We start from the raw sequence: 17,069 nt of genomic DNA on the forward strand, positions 1-17,069 counted from the left end.
ATGGTGGGAGGGTAATGGTTGCATTACAGCCATGGAAAATTGCTTCGTAATTTTCAAAATACATGATAAGAATTTGTGTATACTCCCGATAACACCACAATTTTAGGAGGTATGCTATAATGGCAAAGAAAGTTACAGGTTACATTAAATTACAAATCCCTGCTGCAAAGGCTACACCGGCTCCACCGGTTGGACCAGCTTTAGGTCAGCATGGTGTTAATATCGTACAGTTTACAAAAGAATTTAACGCAAGAACAGCAGATCAAGAAGGAATGATTATTCCTGTTGTAATTACAGTATATCAGGATAGAAGCTTCAGCTTCATTACAAAAACTCCGCCTGCTGCAGTTCTTTTAAAGAAAGCATGTAATCTTAAGTCCGGTTCTGCGGTACCGAATAAGACCAAGGTTGCTACCATAACAAAAGCAGAAGTACAGAAAATAGCAGAACTTAAGATGCCTGATTTAAATGCAGCAAATATTGATTCAGCAATCAGTATGATATCCGGTACTGCAAGAAGTATGGGAATCACTGTAGTTGACTAAGTAATAGCAATTACGTGGGAGGGTAATGGTTGCAAGGCAGCCATAGAAAATTGTTTTGCAATTTTCGCTAGGCGTAAGCAACGCTTATGCATACTCCCGATACTACCACTAGGAGGTTAATAGAATGAAAAGAGGAAAAAAATACGCTGAAGCTGCCAAGCTTATCGACAGGGCAAGTTTTTATGATGCAGCAGAAGCAATTAGTTTAGTTAAAAAATCAGCAGTTGCTAAATTTGATGAAACAGTAGAAGCTCACATCAGACTCGGTGTTGACGGACGTCATGCTGACCAACAGGTACGTGGTGCGGTTGTACTGCCTCACGGAACAGGTAAAACTGTTAAAGTTCTTGTATTTGCAAAAGGTGACAAATTAAATGAAGCACAAGCAGCAGGAGCAGATTATGTTGGCGGTGAAGAATTAGTGCCTAAGATTCAAAACGAAGGCTGGATTGATTTTGACGTTATCGTTGCAACTCCGGACATGATGGGTGTTGTTGGTCGTTTGGGACGTGTATTAGGACCTAAGGGATTAATGCCAAACCCTAAAGCTGGTACTGTTACTATGGATGTAACAAAGGCTGTTAAGGATATTAAAGCAGGTAAGATCGAGTACAGATTAGACAAAACAAATATTATTCATGTGCCGTTAGGTAAAGCTTCCTTTACCGAAGATCAATTAGCGGACAACTTCCATACGCTGATCGGTGCAATCAATAAAGCAAAACCATCTGCTGCAAAAGGACAATATCTTAAAAGCGTTACATTAGCATCCACTATGGGACCTGGTGTAAAATTAAATACAGCTAAATTAAGTTAATAATTTTGCAAAGAAAATTTGATTTATGGTTGACACTATAATAGATTAATGTTATACTTTTGAATGCAATAACTGCCGAAGACAGTAGGTGCCGCAAGGCATAAGGAAAAAACGCCTACCGAGGGATAGAAATCTTTTAGATGACTTTTAGAATCCCTTACTGCTTTGCAGTAAGGGATTTTTTATACCGTCGTACCCCAAAGCAGTGAGGCAAAAGAAAAGAATTTTTTGCAAAATCTATAAGGAGGTGTACTAGAATGGCAAAAGTAGAAATCAAACAACCTATCGTTGACGAAATTAAGGGTTATGTGAATGACGCTAAAGCAATAGTAGCTGTAGACTACCGTGGGCTTACTGTAGAAGAAGATACGAAACTTCGTAAGCAGTTAAGAGAAGCAGGTGTTGTATATAAGGTTTACAAAAACACATTGTTAAAACGTGCGTTTGAAGGAACTGTATATGAAGCGTTATACAAGCATTTAGAAGGACCAACTGCTGTAGCATTTGGAATCAGCGATGCAACTGCTCCTGCGAGAATCATCAATGACGTAATCAAAACTTCTCCTAAGTTAGAGTTTAAAGCCGGTGTTGTTGAAGGAACCTACTACGATGAAACAGGTATCCAGAAAATCGCAACAATCCCATCAAGAGAAGTGCTTATTTCCAAATTACTTGGAAGTTTACAGTCTCCTATTACCAACTTTGCTCGTGTTCTTAAGCAAATCGCTGAGAAACAGGAAGGCGTAGCATAAGATATCGTAGTAACTGAGATTTAGTCGGGAAACTGAAAGTAACATTAAATTACAGTAAAACAAATATAAATGGAGGTATTTAATAATGACAACTCAAGAATTTATTGAAGCTATCAAGGGCTTAACCGTATTAGAATTAAATGATTTAGTAAAAGCATGTGAAGAAGAATTTGGTGTATCTGCAGCAGCAGGTGTAGTAGTAGCTGGACCGGCAGCAGGCGCAGCAGCAGCTGAAGAAGAAAAAACAGAATTCGACGTAGAATTAACAGAAGTTGGTCCTAACAAAGTTAAAGTTATCAAAGTAGTTCGTGAGATCACTGGCTTAGGCTTAAAAGAAGCTAAGGATCTTGTTGATGGAGCTCCTAAGACTCTTAAAGAAGCTGCTTCTAAAGATGAATCAGCTGATATCAAAGCTAAACTTGAAGCTGAAGGCGCTAAAGTTACAATCAAATAGTTTAAAGACTATTATCAAGTCTGTCCCTTAATACTTTTGGGACAGACTTTTTTGTTTCACAAAAAGCAGGGGTTACGGTATAGACTATGTAATTTTGGGTATACAATTAAGTTAAGGAATTATTTGCTAATTATTAGAATTGTTCACAGGTGATAAACGCGACGTGTTATTGTTCACGGAACTGCTGCTTTTGGCAGGGGAACGAACAGTAACAAATATTATGAAGAAATAGAAAAAGTCAACAAAAATATGTTGACATCTTGAAAAGCTTGTGATAATATGAAAGATGCACTATTGTGCTGTGATATACCTACAATATCTATTATAGCACATATATGTGAAAATGAAAAGTATTTTCACAAAATTATTCTATAATATTTCTAAACATGTTAGTTAAAAGTAAAAAACGGCTATTTCTTGGAAATATTTATGGATATCAGACAACGGCTTTTGCAAAAGCAGAAGCTTCGGTAAACGTCATATGTTAAATAAAATTTCAAGGGGTGAAAACGTCAATGGATAAAAACAGGATACGTCCAATCAAAGTTGGTAACGGCGTAAGAATGAGCTACTCGAGGCAAAAAGAAGTATTGGAAATGCCAAATCTTATTGAAGTTCAGAAAAACTCATATCAATGGTTTTTAGATGAAGGACTTAAGGAAGTATTTGATGACATTTCTCCAATCGAAGATTACAGTGGTCACTTAAGCTTAGAGTTTGTGGATTTTGTGCTGTGTGAAGATGATGTCAAATATTCAATTGAAGAATGTAAGGAAAGAGATGCAACTTATGCAGCTCCTCTTAAAGTTAAAGTCAGACTTCACAATAAAGAGAACGATGAAATCAATGAGCACGATATTTTTATGGGCGATTTACCATTAATGACGGAGACTGGAACATTCGTTATTAACGGTGCTGAGAGAGTTATCGTTAGCCAGTTAGTACGTTCCCCCGGTATATACTTTGCAGTTGGACATGACAAAATTGGTAAAAGATTATATTCTTCAACTGTTATTCCTAACCGTGGTGCATGGCTGGAGTATGAAACAGATTCTAATGATATTTTCTACGTCCGCGTAGACCGTAACAGAAAGGTACCGATTACCGTTCTGATTCGCGCGCTGGGTATTGGAAGTAACGCCCAGATACAGGAATTATTTGGTGAAGAACCCAAAATTACAGCAAGTATAACGAAAGATCCATCTGATAACTATCAGGATGGTTTACTTGAGTTATACAAAAAATTACGTCCGGGCGAACCGCTTTCCGTAGAAAGTGCAGAATCATTAATTAATAGTATGTTTTTTGACCCGAGAAGATACGATCTTGCTAAAGTAGGTCGTTTTAAATTTAATAAAAAACTGGCACTTAGAAACCGTGTAGTAGGTTTTACGCTGACGGAAGACGTAATTAATAAAGAAACCGGTGAAATTATTGCAGAAGCAGGTAACGTAATTACAGAAGAAATAGCAAATGAAATTCAGAACGCTGCAGTCCGCTCTATTATTGTACAAGCGGAAGAACGTAATGTTAAAGTTCTGTCCAACTTGATGGTTGACCTGGCTTACTACGTTGATGTTGATAAGGAAGAACTGGGAGTTACGGAGGAAGTCTATTATCCGGTACTTAAAGGCATTTTAGATGAATTTAAAAATATAGAAGATATCAAAGCAGCAATTAAAAAGAATATTAATGAATTAATTCCGAAACACATAACAAAAGAAGACATTATTGCATCTATCAATTACAATATTCATCTGGAATATGGTATTGGCAGTGCTGATGATATAGACCATTTAGGTAACAGAAGAATCAGAGCAGTCGGTGAATTATTGCAGAATCAATATAGAATCGGTCTTTCCAGAATGGAACGTGTAGTAAGGGAACGTATGACTACGCAGGATCTGGAAGGGGTAAGCCCTCAATCATTAATTAATATAAAGCCTGTAACTGCTGCAGTTAAGGAGTTCTTCGGAAGTTCCCAGCTGTCACAGTTTATGGATCAGCATAATCCTTTAGGTGAATTAACTCATAAAAGACGTCTATCCGCATTGGGACCGGGTGGTTTGTCCCGTGATCGTGCAGGTTTCGAAGTTCGTGACGTTCATTATACTCATTATGGCAGAATGTGTCCTATTGAGACGCCGGAAGGTCCGAATATCGGTCTTATTAACTCATTGGCATCCTATGCGAGAATTAATGAGTATGGATTTATTGAAGCACCATACCGTAAAGTGGATAAATCTGACCCTGCGAATCCGAGGGTAATTGATGAAGTAGTTTACCTTACTGCAGATGAAGAAGATAAGTATGTAGTAGCCCAGGCAAACGAACCATTGGATGAAAACGGCTATTTTATTGGAACGAATATATCCGGCCGTTATAAAGAAGAAACCTCCGAGTTTGAGAAATCCAAAATCGATATGATGGACGTATCACCTAAGATGGTATTTTCCGTGGCTACTGCCATGATTCCTTTCCTTGAAAATGACGATGCGAATCGTGCCTTAATGGGTTCAAACATGCAGCGTCAGGCCGTACCTTTATTAATCACCGAATCACCGGTAGTTGGTACTGGTATTGAGATGAAGTCTGCAGTTGACTCCGGTGTATGTGTTGTTTCCAAAAAAGCCGGTGTAGTAGAAAGAGCAACTTCCAAAGAAGTTGTGATAAAGAACGATGACGGAACGAAAAATTCATATAAATTATTAAAATTTGCAAGAAGCAACCAAGGTACCTGTATTAACCAAAGACCTATCGTTATAAAGGGTGACAGGGTGGAGGCCGGCCAGGTAGTTGCAGACGGACCATCCACTTCCGGTGGTGAATTGGCACTTGGTAAGAATCCTCTAATCGGATTTATGACCTGGGAAGGTTATAACTATGAGGATGCTGTATTATTAAGTGAAAGATTAGTACAGGAAGATGTATATACTTCTGTTCATATTGAGGAATATGAAGCAGAATCCAGGGATACGAAACTGGGACCGGAAGAAATCACAAGGGATGTACCAGGTGTCGGTGATGATGCTCTCAAGGATCTGGATGAAAGAGGTATCATAAGAATCGGTGCAGAAGTACGTGCCGGGGATATTTTAGTGGGTAAAGTTACACCTAAGGGTGAAACCGAGCTGACTGCGGAAGAAAGACTTCTTCGCGCAATTTTTGGAGAAAAAGCCAGAGAAGTAAGAGATACTTCCTTAAGGGTTCCTCACGGCGAGTACGGAATTATTGTTGACGCCAAAGTATTTACAAGGGAGAATGGCGATGAATTATCACCTGGTGTGAATCAGACAGTACGTGTTTATATTGCCCAGAAGAGAAAAATCCAGGTTGGTGATAAGATGGCCGGACGTCACGGTAACAAGGGTGTAGTTTCCCGTGTGTTACCTGTTGAAGATATGCCGTTTTTACCAAACGGAAGACCTCTAGATATTGTATTAAATCCGTTAGGTGTGCCCTCCCGTATGAATATTGGACAGGTGCTTGAAATCCATTTAAGTCTTGCAGCAAAAGCACTTGGTATTAAAGTCGCAACTCCGGTTTTTGATGGTGCTAACGAGTTTGATATTATGGATACGCTTGAATTAGCCAATGATTATGTAAATACGGATTGGGAAACCTTTGAAGCAAAATATAAAGATGTATTAGATCCAGGTTTATTGGATTATTTAAATAATAACAAAGCCTATAGAGAAGAATGGAAAGGTGTTCCGATCAACCGTGACGGTAAAGTAAGACTTCGCGACGGCCGTACCGGAGAATTCTTTGATGGAGCTGTAACCGTAGGTTTTATGCATTACTTAAAGCTTCACCACCTGGTAGACGATAAGATTCATGCACGTTCAACCGGTCCTTACTCACTGGTTACTCAGCAGCCTCTCGGCGGTAAAGCACAGTTTGGTGGTCAGAGATTCGGTGAAATGGAGGTTTGGGCACTGGAAGCATACGGTGCTGCTTATACACTTCAGGAAATATTAACAGTTAAATCCGATGATGTCACCGGTCGTGTTAAAACTTATGAAGCTATCATTAAAGGCGAAAACATTTCTGAGCCGGGTATTCCTGAATCCTTTAAAGTACTTCTAAAGGAATTACAATCATTGGCGCTGGATGTTATTGTTTTGGATGAAAATGGTCAGGAAGTCAAGATGACTGAGAATATAGACTACGGCGATGGAGATTTGACACCATTAATTGAGGGTGACAATAATTTCAGATATGATGAAGATTACAATGATGCCGGATATCGTGAGACTACAGCGGAAGAAGAAGAGAGTTTCTTTGATTCCTTTGATGAGGATTCCGTTGACCTTAGTGATATGGATGATGACCTTGAAGAATAATTATGGCTGTTGGAGTTAATCAGCATACTAGACATCCGTTTTAACGGATGTCTAATGTAATAAGACGGATTTCATCTATAATCCGTTACTATGAAAGGGAGTGCCAGATGATGCCAGAAGTAGTAAATAATCAAAATGTCGGGGAAATTACCTATGACGCCATAAAAATTGGTTTAGCTTCTCCGGAGAAGATTAGAGAATGGTCGCGAGGCGAAGTAAAAAAACCTGAGACTATAAATTATAGAACTTTAAAACCGGAAAAAGACGGTTTATTCTGTGAGAAGATTTTTGGACCAAGTAAAGACTGGGAGTGTCATTGCGGTAAATATAAGAAAATCCGATATAAAGGCGTAGTATGTGACAGATGCGGTGTAGAAGTGACGAAAGCCAGTGTCCGCAGAGAAAGAATGGGCCATATTGAACTGGCGGCTCCGGTGTCACATATATGGTATTTTAAAGGAATTCCAAGTAGAATGGGGCTTATATTAGACTTATCTCCAAGAACTCTTGAAAAAGTACTTTATTTTGCTGCTTATATCGTATTGGAAAAAGGAAGTACCGATTTACAATATAAACAAGTTTTAAACGAAAAAGAATATAGAGAAGCCTATGAGAAATACGGTAATAAATTCCGTGTTGGAATGGGTGCGGAAGCGATTCAGGAGTTATTGCTTGCTATTAATCTGGAAGCGGAATCTGTAGAACTTAAAAAAGGTTTAAAGGATTCTACAGGTCAAAAGAGAGCCAGAATCATTAAAAGACTTGAAGTTGTTGAGGCTTTCAGAGAATCCGGTAACAGACCTGATTGGATGATTCTTTCCGTAGTTCCTGTTATTCCTCCGGATTTAAGACCTATGGTACAGCTAGACGGAGGACGTTTCGCTACCTCTGATATGAACGATTTATACAGAAGAATTATTAACCGTAACAATCGATTAAAGAGACTTCTGGAACTTGGTGCACCGGATATTATTGTTCGTAACGAAAAGAGAATGCTTCAGGAAGCAGTAGATGCCCTTATTGATAACGGCAGAAGAGGAAGACCGGTTACCGGTCCGGGAAACCGTGCATTAAAATCCTTATCTGATATGTTAAAAGGTAAGCAGGGACGTTTCCGTCAGAACTTACTTGGTAAACGTGTTGACTATTCAGGACGTTCCGTTATCGTTGTTGGTCCGGAATTAAAGATTTATCAGTGTGGTCTTCCGAAAGAAATGGCAATTGAGTTATTTAAGCCTTTCGTTATGAAAGAATTAGTTGCCAGAGGAACTGCTCATAATATAAAATCAGCTAAAAAGATGGTAGAAAGACTTCAGACTGAAGTTTGGGATGTTTTAGAAGAAGTAATCAGAGAGCATCCTGTTATGTTAAACCGTGCTCCAACTCTTCACAGACTTGGTATTCAGGCCTTTGAACCGGTATTGGTTGAGGGTAAAGCAATTAAACTTCATCCATTAGTATGTACCGCTTTTAACGCCGACTTTGATGGTGACCAGATGGCTGTCCATCTGCCTTTATCTGTTGAGGCACAGGCAGAATGCCGATTTTTACTTTTATCTCCCAACAACTTATTAAAACCATCCGATGGTGCTCCGGTTGCCGTTCCTTCTCAGGATATGGTACTTGGTATCTATTATCTGACCTTACAAAAACCGGGTGATATGGGAGAGGGTCATTGTTTTAAGAGTGTAAATGAAGCAATTCTTGCTTATGAGAATGGTGCTATTACCCTGCATGCACTTATTAAGGTCAGAAGAACGGGCATTAATAGTGAGGGTGTATCAGAAACCAAAACGATTGAATCAACTTTAGGCCGATTAATTTTCAATGAAATTATCAGTCAGGATTTAGGATTTGTTGACCGTTCCAAACCGGAGAATTTCTTAATACCGGAAGTTGATTTCCATGTTGGCAAAAAGCAATTAAAGAAGATCCTTGAGAAGTGCATTAATACTCATGGAGCTACAAAGACAGCTGAAACACTGGATGCAATTAAGGCACTTGGTTATAAGTATTCTACCAGAGCTGCCATGACAGTATCTATTTCCGATATGACAGTACCGCCGCAGAAGAAAACTATTATTGCGGAAGCAGAAGCAAGGGTAGAAGAGATCTCCAAGAATTTCCGCCGTGGTCTTATGACGGAAGATGAAAGATATAAAGCAGTAATTGATACCTGGAAGGTTGCCGATGATGATATTACGGAAGCACTTCTTACAGGACTTGATAAATATAACAATATTTATATGATGGCTGACTCCGGTGCCCGTGGTTCCGATAAGCAGATTAAACAGCTTGCAGGTATGCGTGGTCTTATGGCAGATACATCCGGCCGAACCATCGAGTTACCTATTAAATCAAACTTCCGTGAAGGACTTGATGTTTTGGAATACTTCATTTCCGCCCATGGTGCAAGAAAGGGTCTTTCCGATACCGCTCTTCGTACCGCCGACTCCGGATATTTGACACGTCGTCTGGTTGACGTATCTCAGGATTTAATCATTCGTGAAGTTGACTGCTGTGAAGGCAAAGAGACTCCTGGTATGTGGATTAAAGCTTTTACCGACGGCAATGAAGTAATTGAAAGTCTGGAAGAACGTATCACCGGAAGATATTCCTGTGAGACCATTACAGATGATAGCGGCGAAGTAATTGTAAAAGCAAATCACATGATTACACCAAGAAGAGCAGCCAGAATCGTTGCGACCCAGAAAGTCCAGGAAGCAGGATTTAATGCGAAGATTAAGATTCGTACGATTCTTACCTGTAAGTCCCATATTGGTGTATGTGCTAAGTGTTATGGTGCCAACATGGCTACCGGTGAAGCAGTTCAGGTTGGTGAAGCAGTAGGTATTATTGCTGCCCAGTCTATCGGTGAACCAGGTACACAGCTTACTATGCGTACTTTCCATACCGGTGGTGTTGCGGGTGATGATATCACACAAGGTCTTCCTCGTGTCGAAGAACTTTTTGAAGCAAGAAAACCTAAGGGTCTTGCAATTATCGCTGAGTTCGGCGGAGTTGTAACCATTAAGGATACTAAGAAGAAACGTGAAGTAATTGTCACCAATGAAGAAACCGGTGAATCCAAAGCATATTTAATTCCTTATGGATCCAGAATAAAAGTTTTAGATGGTGATATATTAGAAGCCGGTGACGAGTTAACAGAAGGTAGTGTTAACCCTCATGATATTCTTAAGATTAAAGGTGTTCGTGCCGTTCAGGATTATATGATACAGGAAGTTCAGCGAGTATACCGTCTGCAGGGTGTTGAAATTAATGATAAGCATATTGAAGTTATTGTTCGTCAGATGTTAAAGAAGATTCGTATTGAAAACAGTGGTGATTCTGAATTACTGCCAGGTAAATTAGTGGATACCTTAGATTTTGATGATATCAACGAAAAACTGGAAGAAGAAGGATTACCAATCGCAGAAGGTAAGCAGGTTATGCTTGGTATAACGAAAGCATCTTTGGCGACCAATTCTTTCCTTTCCGCAGCATCATTCCAGGAGACAACGAAAGTCTTAACAGAAGCAGCGATTAACGGTAAGATCGATCCATTAATTGGTCTTAAGGAAAATGTTATTATTGGTAAGCTAATTCCTGCCGGAACCGGTATGAAGAGATACCGTTCTGTTAAATTAGACAGCGATATGGATGAAGAATTATTAATCTCAGAAGATTATGAGGATGAGGATTATGACAGCTTCCGCTATAACGAATCAACGTTGGACGATATAGACGGTATTGAAGTCGATGAGTTTGATGATAATGAAGATATATCTGAAGATGACCTTGATGATGAAGAATTTGTTTTAAATAATTATTCTGAAGATAATGATTGATAACACGAACAAATAATATATTATAATAAAAAATCTGCTAAAACGAAAAGTTTAAGAATTCGTTTTAGCAGATTTTTTGTTATTAGGAAAATATCAAAATTGATAATAACAAAGTCAGCTGACAATGAGTATTATATTGAATATATGAAAAAATAATGAATCAGTAGGTTTGTTCAATATTATAGAAATACAGGTTAAATAAAGGTGTATAAAAATTTAAAGATGATTGAGACATTAAATGAGAATATTACTTTATGGTGGAGCAGATAATGAAAATAAACTGTCGAACGAAAGTTAAACCATCCAATATTGACATATATATTGTGCTGCTGTATAATTGAAACACAATATATAGTGCATAGAAGCACTTGATTGATAAAATACAAGATTGTGATCAAAGACTATTCGGTTTGGGATCATATAACTAAATTTGGAGTAATTTTCAGAAGAAGTAATCATAATAGGATAGAATGATTATATTCTGAATAGATCGGAGGAATCAGTATGGCAGGTTTATTAACGGAACAGTTTTTAAATAAATATAAAAATCAAAAAGCACCTTTAAGTCCAATCGGGGAGTTTGTATATCTTAGAACTTATTCCCGGTATATCGAAGATAAAAAAAGAAGAGAAAACTGGTTTGAGACCGTATTAAGAACAACGGAGTACAACATTGAATTAGGCATACAATATAAGAGGAATCTGGGTATGTTCATAGATCTAACAGAAGAACAAAAAGAAGCGGAGCAATTATTTGACAATCTTTATAATTTAAGAACCTTTACCTCCGGACGAACATTATACATGGGAGGAACGGAAATTGTAAAGGAATATCCTTTATCGAATTACAACTGCTGTTTCACCAAAATTGAGAACATGTGTGACTTTGTGGATGTTTTCTATCTGCTTATGTTAGGGTGCGGAGTCGGTATTCGTATTGACAAAAATTTGATCCACAAGATGCCTAATGTCAGGAAAGTGAAATTGGATGGAATCTATTTGGAGAACGTGCGTAAAGAAACTAAGAAAGAGCTTATGGAGAATACGGACTTGGATATAGATTACCCTAACGGACATATTGCTAAGGTTAAAGTAGGCGACAGTAAAGAAGGCTGGTGCAATGCTCTGGAGATTTATTTTAAATTAATTACGGAAAAGATATATGAGGATATAGACACCATTATCATCGATTATAGTTATGTAAGACCGGAGGGTGAGAGATTACGCCGGTTTGGAGGTAGAGCTTCCGGACATAAGTCCTTAAAAAGGATGTTTGAAAAGATAAATAAGGTAATACTTAATAATGAGGATAATAAACTGTTGTCCATTGATGTTCTGGATATTGCTACGATAATCAGTGAAAATGTGGTGTCCGGCGGTGTCAGACGCAGTGCCATGATGATAATATGTGATGAAGGTGAGGAAGAGGTCATTAATGCCAAAAAGGATATCTATACTGTCTTTGATGGTGAATGGATTGAAAATGCTGACATTTCCCACCGCAAAATGAGTAATAACTCCGTTCTCTATTCCGGAAGGCCGTCTCTTACAAGAATTAAGGAAATACTCAATTCCATACGGATCAACGGGGAGCCGGGGTTTATCAATGGGGCAGAGGCCAAACGAAGAAAAGGTACCTTTGAGGGTCTGAATCCGTGTGGTGAAATACTTTTACAATCCAAGCAATGTTGTAACCTTACAACAAATAATCTTCTCTCTTTTGTTGATGATCAGGGTAAATTAGACCTTGGAAGTCTGGAGAATGTTTTAAAGTTATCGACTCGAGTTGCTATTCGTATGACATTAGTTGATGTAGAACTTTCAGAATGGAACGATGTAATGAAAAAAGACAGGATCGTAGGAATATCATTAACCGGCATCATGGATATGGTGAACAAAACTAAGATGAGTTATAAGGAACTTGGAGTACTCTTAAAACATTTAAGAGAGATTGTTCATCTGGAGGGAAAAAGATATTGTGATATTCTTAAAATTTCTGTACCAAAGCTAATGACTACAATAAAACCGGAGGGTACTTTATCTACTTTACCTTGTGTAAGCAGCGGTATTCATTTTGCACATTCAAACTACTATATCAGAAGGGTGCGAATTGCCACATCAGATCCGCTTTTTAAAATGATTGAGAAACAAGGGTGTTATCCTGTCTATAATGAAGTAGGACAAACGGATGACAATTGTACGATTAAGGTAATTGAATTTCCGGTGAAAGCGCCTGAGGGCAAAACAAAATATGAGGTGGGAGCCATAGAACAACTTGAGTTGTATAAATTATCCATGTTAAACTGGACGGATCATAATACCTCCATTACTGTACATGTAAGGGAAAATGAGTGGGATGACGTTGCAGATTGGCTGTATGAAAACTTTGATTACAGTGTAGGAGTTACATTTCTGCCATTATATGAAGAAACATATCCGTTGCTTCCTTTTGAGCGTACATCCAGAGAAGATTATGAAAAACGGCTAAGCAGTATAAAACCAATTGATTTTGAGTTACTTGCCCGTTATGATGTGAATGAGACCCAAGAGCTTATAGACGGAGATTGTGAAAATGGTTTTTGCCCGATCAGATAGAATTGAAGAATTTTTTAATAGCTCTTGACAAGATACAAAATTTAAAGTATAATCAATAAGCGCGATTTTATATTGCGTCAATGATTGTGTGCATTTAATGCAAAGAGACAATAGGGCAGCCCAAGTAATTCTAATAATCATCAGGAGGTGAAAATTAATGCCTACATTTAATCAATTAGTTAGAAAAGGTAGAAAGACAGTTGAGAAGAAATCTACTTCTCCGGCTCTTCAAAAAGGATTTAACTCCTTAAATAAAAGAGCTACTGACAGTTCAGCACCACAAAAAAGAGGTGTTTGTACAGCAGTTAGAACAGCTACACCTAAGAAGCCTAATTCAGCTCTTAGAAAAATTGCCAGAGTTCGTCTTTCTAACGGAATCGAAGTAACAAGCTATATCCCAGGGGAAGGTCACAACCTTCAGGAGCATAGTGTTGTTCTGATCAGAGGTGGTAGAGTTAAGGATTTACCTGGTACTCGTTATCACATTGTCAGAGGTACACTTGATACAGCAGGTGTTGCTAAGAGAAGACAGGCTCGTTCCAAATATGGAGCGAAGAGACCGAAAGCAGGTAAATAATCATTCAGTTTTTTCACTAATCATTAAGTGCCGGGTTAATTTTTAATTTCAGATTTCAGATAAAATTTCTGGGTTGCGTTTTATCACCGAATCCTAAAGAAACTTGTTTTTCTATAGACGGAATAGATTTGAAAGAGAGTTAAACTGAGCGCGAACACAATGAAAGTACGGGTTAATCCCGCACTGCCCCTAATAATGGGGATATGTGAGTACCGATGATTTAAGAAAATCTTATTGAATTTCAATAAGGATTATTAAGGAGGGAAGAAACGTGCCACGTAAAGGACATATACAAAAAAGAGATGTATTAGCAGATCCGATTTACAACAGCAAAATTGTTACCAAGCTTATCAATAACATTATGTTAGATGGTAAGAAAGGTACTGCACAGAAGATCGTATACGGAGCATTTGACAGAGTAGCTGCTAAAACTGGCAAAGAAGCAATCGAAGTTTTTGAAGAAGCTATGAACAATATTATGCCAGTATTGGAAGTTAAAGCAAGACGTATCGGTGGTGCAACATACCAGGTACCAATTGAAGTTAGACCGGACAGAAGACAAGCATTAGCTCTTCGTTGGCTTACACTTTATTCTCGTAAAAGAGGAGAAAAGACAATGGAAGAAAAATTAGCTAACGAGCTTATGGATGCAGCTAACAATACTGGATCCGCTGTTAAGAAAAAAGAAGATATGCATAAGATGGCTGATGCAAATAAAGCATTTGCACATTATCGCTGGTAAGATAAAAAGCGGTAACCATATTACTTCTGGTAGTAATCATACATTTAGTATAATTACTGCCTTTAGTGGTATATTATCAAAAGCAGTTATCTTTAAATATTTTACTGTGTAATTATTGATATAACCTATTTATCGTTTAAGAACGAATGGGTGAACCACTTGAATTAAGGAGGAATTTCCTTGGCTGGAAGAGAATATCCATTAGAGAGAACTAGGAATATCGGTATTATGGCTCATATCGACGCCGGTAAGACAACACTTACCGAACGTATCTTATATTATACCGGTGTAAACTATAAAATCGGTGATACTCACGAAGGTACTGCAACCATGGACTGGATGGAGCAGGAACAGGAAAGAGGTATCACAATTACTTCAGCCGCTACAACCTGTCACTGGACTCAGGAATTTGAACACAAGAAGATACCTGGAGCTTTAGAACATCGTATCAATATTATTGATACACCAGGACACGTTGACTTTACAGTTGAAGTTGAGCGTTCCTTACGTGTACTTGATAGTGCAGTTGGTGTATTCTGCGCTAAGGGTGGTGTAGAACCTCAATCAGAGACAGTATGGCGTCAGGCTGATAAATATAACGTACCAAGAATGGCATTTGTTAATAAAATGGACATTTCCGGTGCAGATTTCTATAATGTAATAAGCATGATTAAAACAAGATTAGGTAAAACTCCTGTACCGATTCAATTACCAATCGGTAAAGAAGACAGCTTTATCGGTCTGATTGATTTATTTGAAATGAAAGCTTACTATTACAATGATGATAAGGGCGAAGACATTTCAATTAAAGAGATTCCGGATGATATGAAGGAATTGGCTGATAAATATAGAGCTGACATGATCGAATTAATCTGTGAAACAGATGATGTATTAATCGAAAAATTCTTAGAGGGTGAAGAACCTACAACTGCAGAATTAAAAGTAGCTCTAAGAAAAGCAACGATTGATGTTAAACTTATACCAGTTACCTGCGGTTCCGCATATAAGAATAAGGGCGTTCAGAAAATGCTTGATGCCGTTATTGAGTATATGCCTGCACCTACAGATATTCCTGATATCAAAGGTGTTGATGAAGAGGGCAATGAAGTTCATAGAAAGTCTTCTGATGATGAACCTTTTGCAGCATTAGCATTTAAAATTATGGCCGATCCTTTCGTAGGAAAGCTTGCTTTCTTCCGTGTATATTCCGGTACATTAAACTCCGGTTCCTATGTACTTAACTCTACTAAAGGCAAGAAAGAACGTGTAGGCCGTATCTTACAGATGCATGCAAATAAGAGAGAAGATCTAGATAAAGTTTATTCAGGTGATATTGCAGCAGCCGTTGGTTTTAAAGCTACTACTACCGGTGATACAATCTGTGATGAGAAATTCCCTGTTATACTTGAATCCATGGAATTCCCTGAACCGGTTATCGAGGTTTCAATCGAACCGAAGACAAAAGCAGGTCAGGATAAGATGGGTGAAGCTCTTGCAAAACTTGCAGAAGAAGATCCTACTTTCAGATGTTATACCAACGAAGAAACTGGTCAGACAATTATTGCCGGTATGGGTGAGCTCCATCTTGAAATTATCGTAGACAGACTTTTAAGAGAATACAAAGTGGAAGCTAACGTAGGTGCACCTCAGGTTGCTTACAAAGAAACCTTTACCAAAGCAGTTGATGTTGACAGTAAATATGCAAAACAATCCGGTGGTCGTGGACAATACGGACACTGTAAAGTTAAATTTGAGCCAATGGATGCTAATGCAGAGAAAACGTTCGAATTTATATCTACCGTTGTTGGTGGTGCTATTCCTAGAGAATATATTCCAGCAGTTGGAGCAGGTATCGAAGAAGCTACAAAAGCCGGTATCCTTGGAGGATATCCAGTTCTTGGTATTAGAGCGACTGTTTACGATGGTTCTTACCATGAAGTCGATTCCAACGAAATGGCATTTAAGATTGCCGGTTCCATGGCATTTAAAGATGCAATGCACAAAGCAGGCGCTGTTCTTCTTGAGCCTATCATGAGAGTTGAAGTTACTGTTCCGGATGATTATATGGGTGATGTTATCGGTGATATCAGTGCACGTCGTGGACGTATCGAAGGATCCGAAGATATTAACGGCACTAAATTAATCAGAGGTTTCGTTCCGTTATCTGAAATGTTCGGTTATTCAACCTCCTTACGTTCCAGAACACAGGGACGTGGTGCTTACTCCATGTTCTTCTCAAATTACGAACCAGTTCCTAAGAATGTACAGGAAAAAGTACTGGCAGCTAAAGGTAAAAACTAATAAATTAATTTTTTGTTTAAAATGGATTATACGCAAAAAGTTTGCGTGATTCATTATTTTAGCTTGAAAATATTTCTAAATTGAAATATAAT

Annotated in this window: 10 protein-coding genes and 1 other annotated feature; all 10 genes read left to right on the forward strand. The window is 38.2% G+C overall.

What is annotated here, in order from left to right:
* Nucleotides 1–119 precede the first annotated feature (119 nt).
* The 10 genes from rplK to fusA all read left to right on the forward strand — a co-directional run bounded on the left by rplK (nt 120) and on the right by fusA (nt 16,977).
* Nucleotides 120–545 (forward strand): 50S ribosomal protein L11, encoded by a 426-nt coding sequence (gene rplK / locus RBU59_RS16890; protein ID WP_308143675.1) that lies wholly within the window; start codon nt 120–122, stop codon nt 543–545.
* 124 nt (nt 546–669) lie between these two features.
* Nucleotides 670–1,362 carry a 50S ribosomal protein L1 gene (gene rplA, locus RBU59_RS16895; RefSeq protein WP_308143676.1) on the forward strand — a complete coding sequence of 231 codons (693 nt, stop codon included), beginning with the start codon at nt 670–672 and terminating at the stop codon, nt 1,360–1,362.
* 57 nt (nt 1,363–1,419) lie between these two features.
* Nucleotides 1,420–1,554, forward strand: a sequence feature (ribosomal protein L10 leader region).
* Nucleotides 1,555–1,619: 65 nt separating this feature from the next.
* A complete protein-coding gene (gene rplJ, locus RBU59_RS16900) occupies nt 1,620–2,114 on the forward strand; it encodes a 50S ribosomal protein L10 (protein ID WP_308143677.1) in 495 nt (164 codons plus the stop codon).
* An 85-nt stretch (nt 2,115–2,199) separates the two neighbouring features.
* Nucleotides 2,200–2,568, forward strand: coding sequence for a 50S ribosomal protein L7/L12 (gene rplL, locus RBU59_RS16905; protein ID WP_308143678.1), 369 nt, complete (start codon nt 2,200–2,202; stop codon nt 2,566–2,568).
* Between the two features lie 515 nt (nt 2,569–3,083).
* Nucleotides 3,084–6,914, forward strand: a complete 3,831-nt coding sequence (rpoB, locus tag RBU59_RS16910; RefSeq protein WP_308143679.1) for a DNA-directed RNA polymerase subunit beta — start codon at nt 3,084–3,086, stop codon at nt 6,912–6,914.
* Nucleotides 6,915–7,024: 110 nt separating this feature from the next.
* Nucleotides 7,025–10,762 carry a DNA-directed RNA polymerase subunit beta' gene (gene rpoC, locus RBU59_RS16915; RefSeq protein WP_308148596.1) on the forward strand — a complete coding sequence of 1,246 codons (3,738 nt, stop codon included), beginning with the start codon at nt 7,025–7,027 and terminating at the stop codon, nt 10,760–10,762.
* Nucleotides 10,763–11,266: 504 nt separating this feature from the next.
* Nucleotides 11,267–13,357, forward strand: a complete 2,091-nt coding sequence (gene nrdJ, locus RBU59_RS16920; protein WP_308143680.1) for a ribonucleoside-triphosphate reductase, adenosylcobalamin-dependent — start codon at nt 11,267–11,269, stop codon at nt 13,355–13,357.
* Between the two features lie 157 nt (nt 13,358–13,514).
* Nucleotides 13,515–13,934: a 30S ribosomal protein S12 gene (gene rpsL / locus RBU59_RS16925; protein WP_308143681.1), complete on the forward strand. Its 420-nt coding sequence runs from the start codon at nt 13,515–13,517 to the stop codon at nt 13,932–13,934.
* Nucleotides 13,935–14,205: 271 nt separating this feature from the next.
* A complete protein-coding gene (gene rpsG, locus RBU59_RS16930; RefSeq protein WP_308143682.1) occupies nt 14,206–14,676 on the forward strand; it encodes a 30S ribosomal protein S7 in 471 nt (156 codons plus the stop codon).
* 180 nt (nt 14,677–14,856) lie between these two features.
* Entirely contained in the window at nt 14,857–16,977 is a 2,121-nt protein-coding gene (gene fusA, locus RBU59_RS16935; protein WP_308143683.1) for an elongation factor G, read from the forward strand.
* Nucleotides 16,978–17,069: the final 92 nt, after the last annotated feature.

It is taken from the genome of Anaerocolumna sp. MB42-C2 (assembly GCF_030913705.1).
Classification (GTDB): Bacteria; Bacillota; Clostridia; order Lachnospirales; family Lachnospiraceae; genus Anaerocolumna.

What these genes read in the sequence shown, in the direction of transcription:
- rplK (WP_308143675.1), top strand. Translation starts at nt 120, where the DNA reads ATGGCAAAGAAAGTTACAGGTTACATTAAATTACAAATCCCTGCTGCA.
- rplA (WP_308143676.1), top strand. Translation starts at nt 670, where the DNA reads ATGAAAAGAGGAAAAAAATACGCTGAAGCTGCCAAGCTTATCGACAGG.
- rplJ (WP_308143677.1), top strand. Translation starts at nt 1,620, where the DNA reads ATGGCAAAAGTAGAAATCAAACAACCTATCGTTGACGAAATTAAGGGT.
- rplL (WP_308143678.1), top strand. Translation starts at nt 2,200, where the DNA reads ATGACAACTCAAGAATTTATTGAAGCTATCAAGGGCTTAACCGTATTA.
- rpoB (WP_308143679.1), top strand. Translation starts at nt 3,084, where the DNA reads ATGGATAAAAACAGGATACGTCCAATCAAAGTTGGTAACGGCGTAAGA.
- rpoC (WP_308148596.1), top strand. Translation starts at nt 7,025, where the DNA reads ATGCCAGAAGTAGTAAATAATCAAAATGTCGGGGAAATTACCTATGAC.
- nrdJ (WP_308143680.1), top strand. Translation starts at nt 11,267, where the DNA reads ATGGCAGGTTTATTAACGGAACAGTTTTTAAATAAATATAAAAATCAA.
- rpsL (WP_308143681.1), top strand. Translation starts at nt 13,515, where the DNA reads ATGCCTACATTTAATCAATTAGTTAGAAAAGGTAGAAAGACAGTTGAG.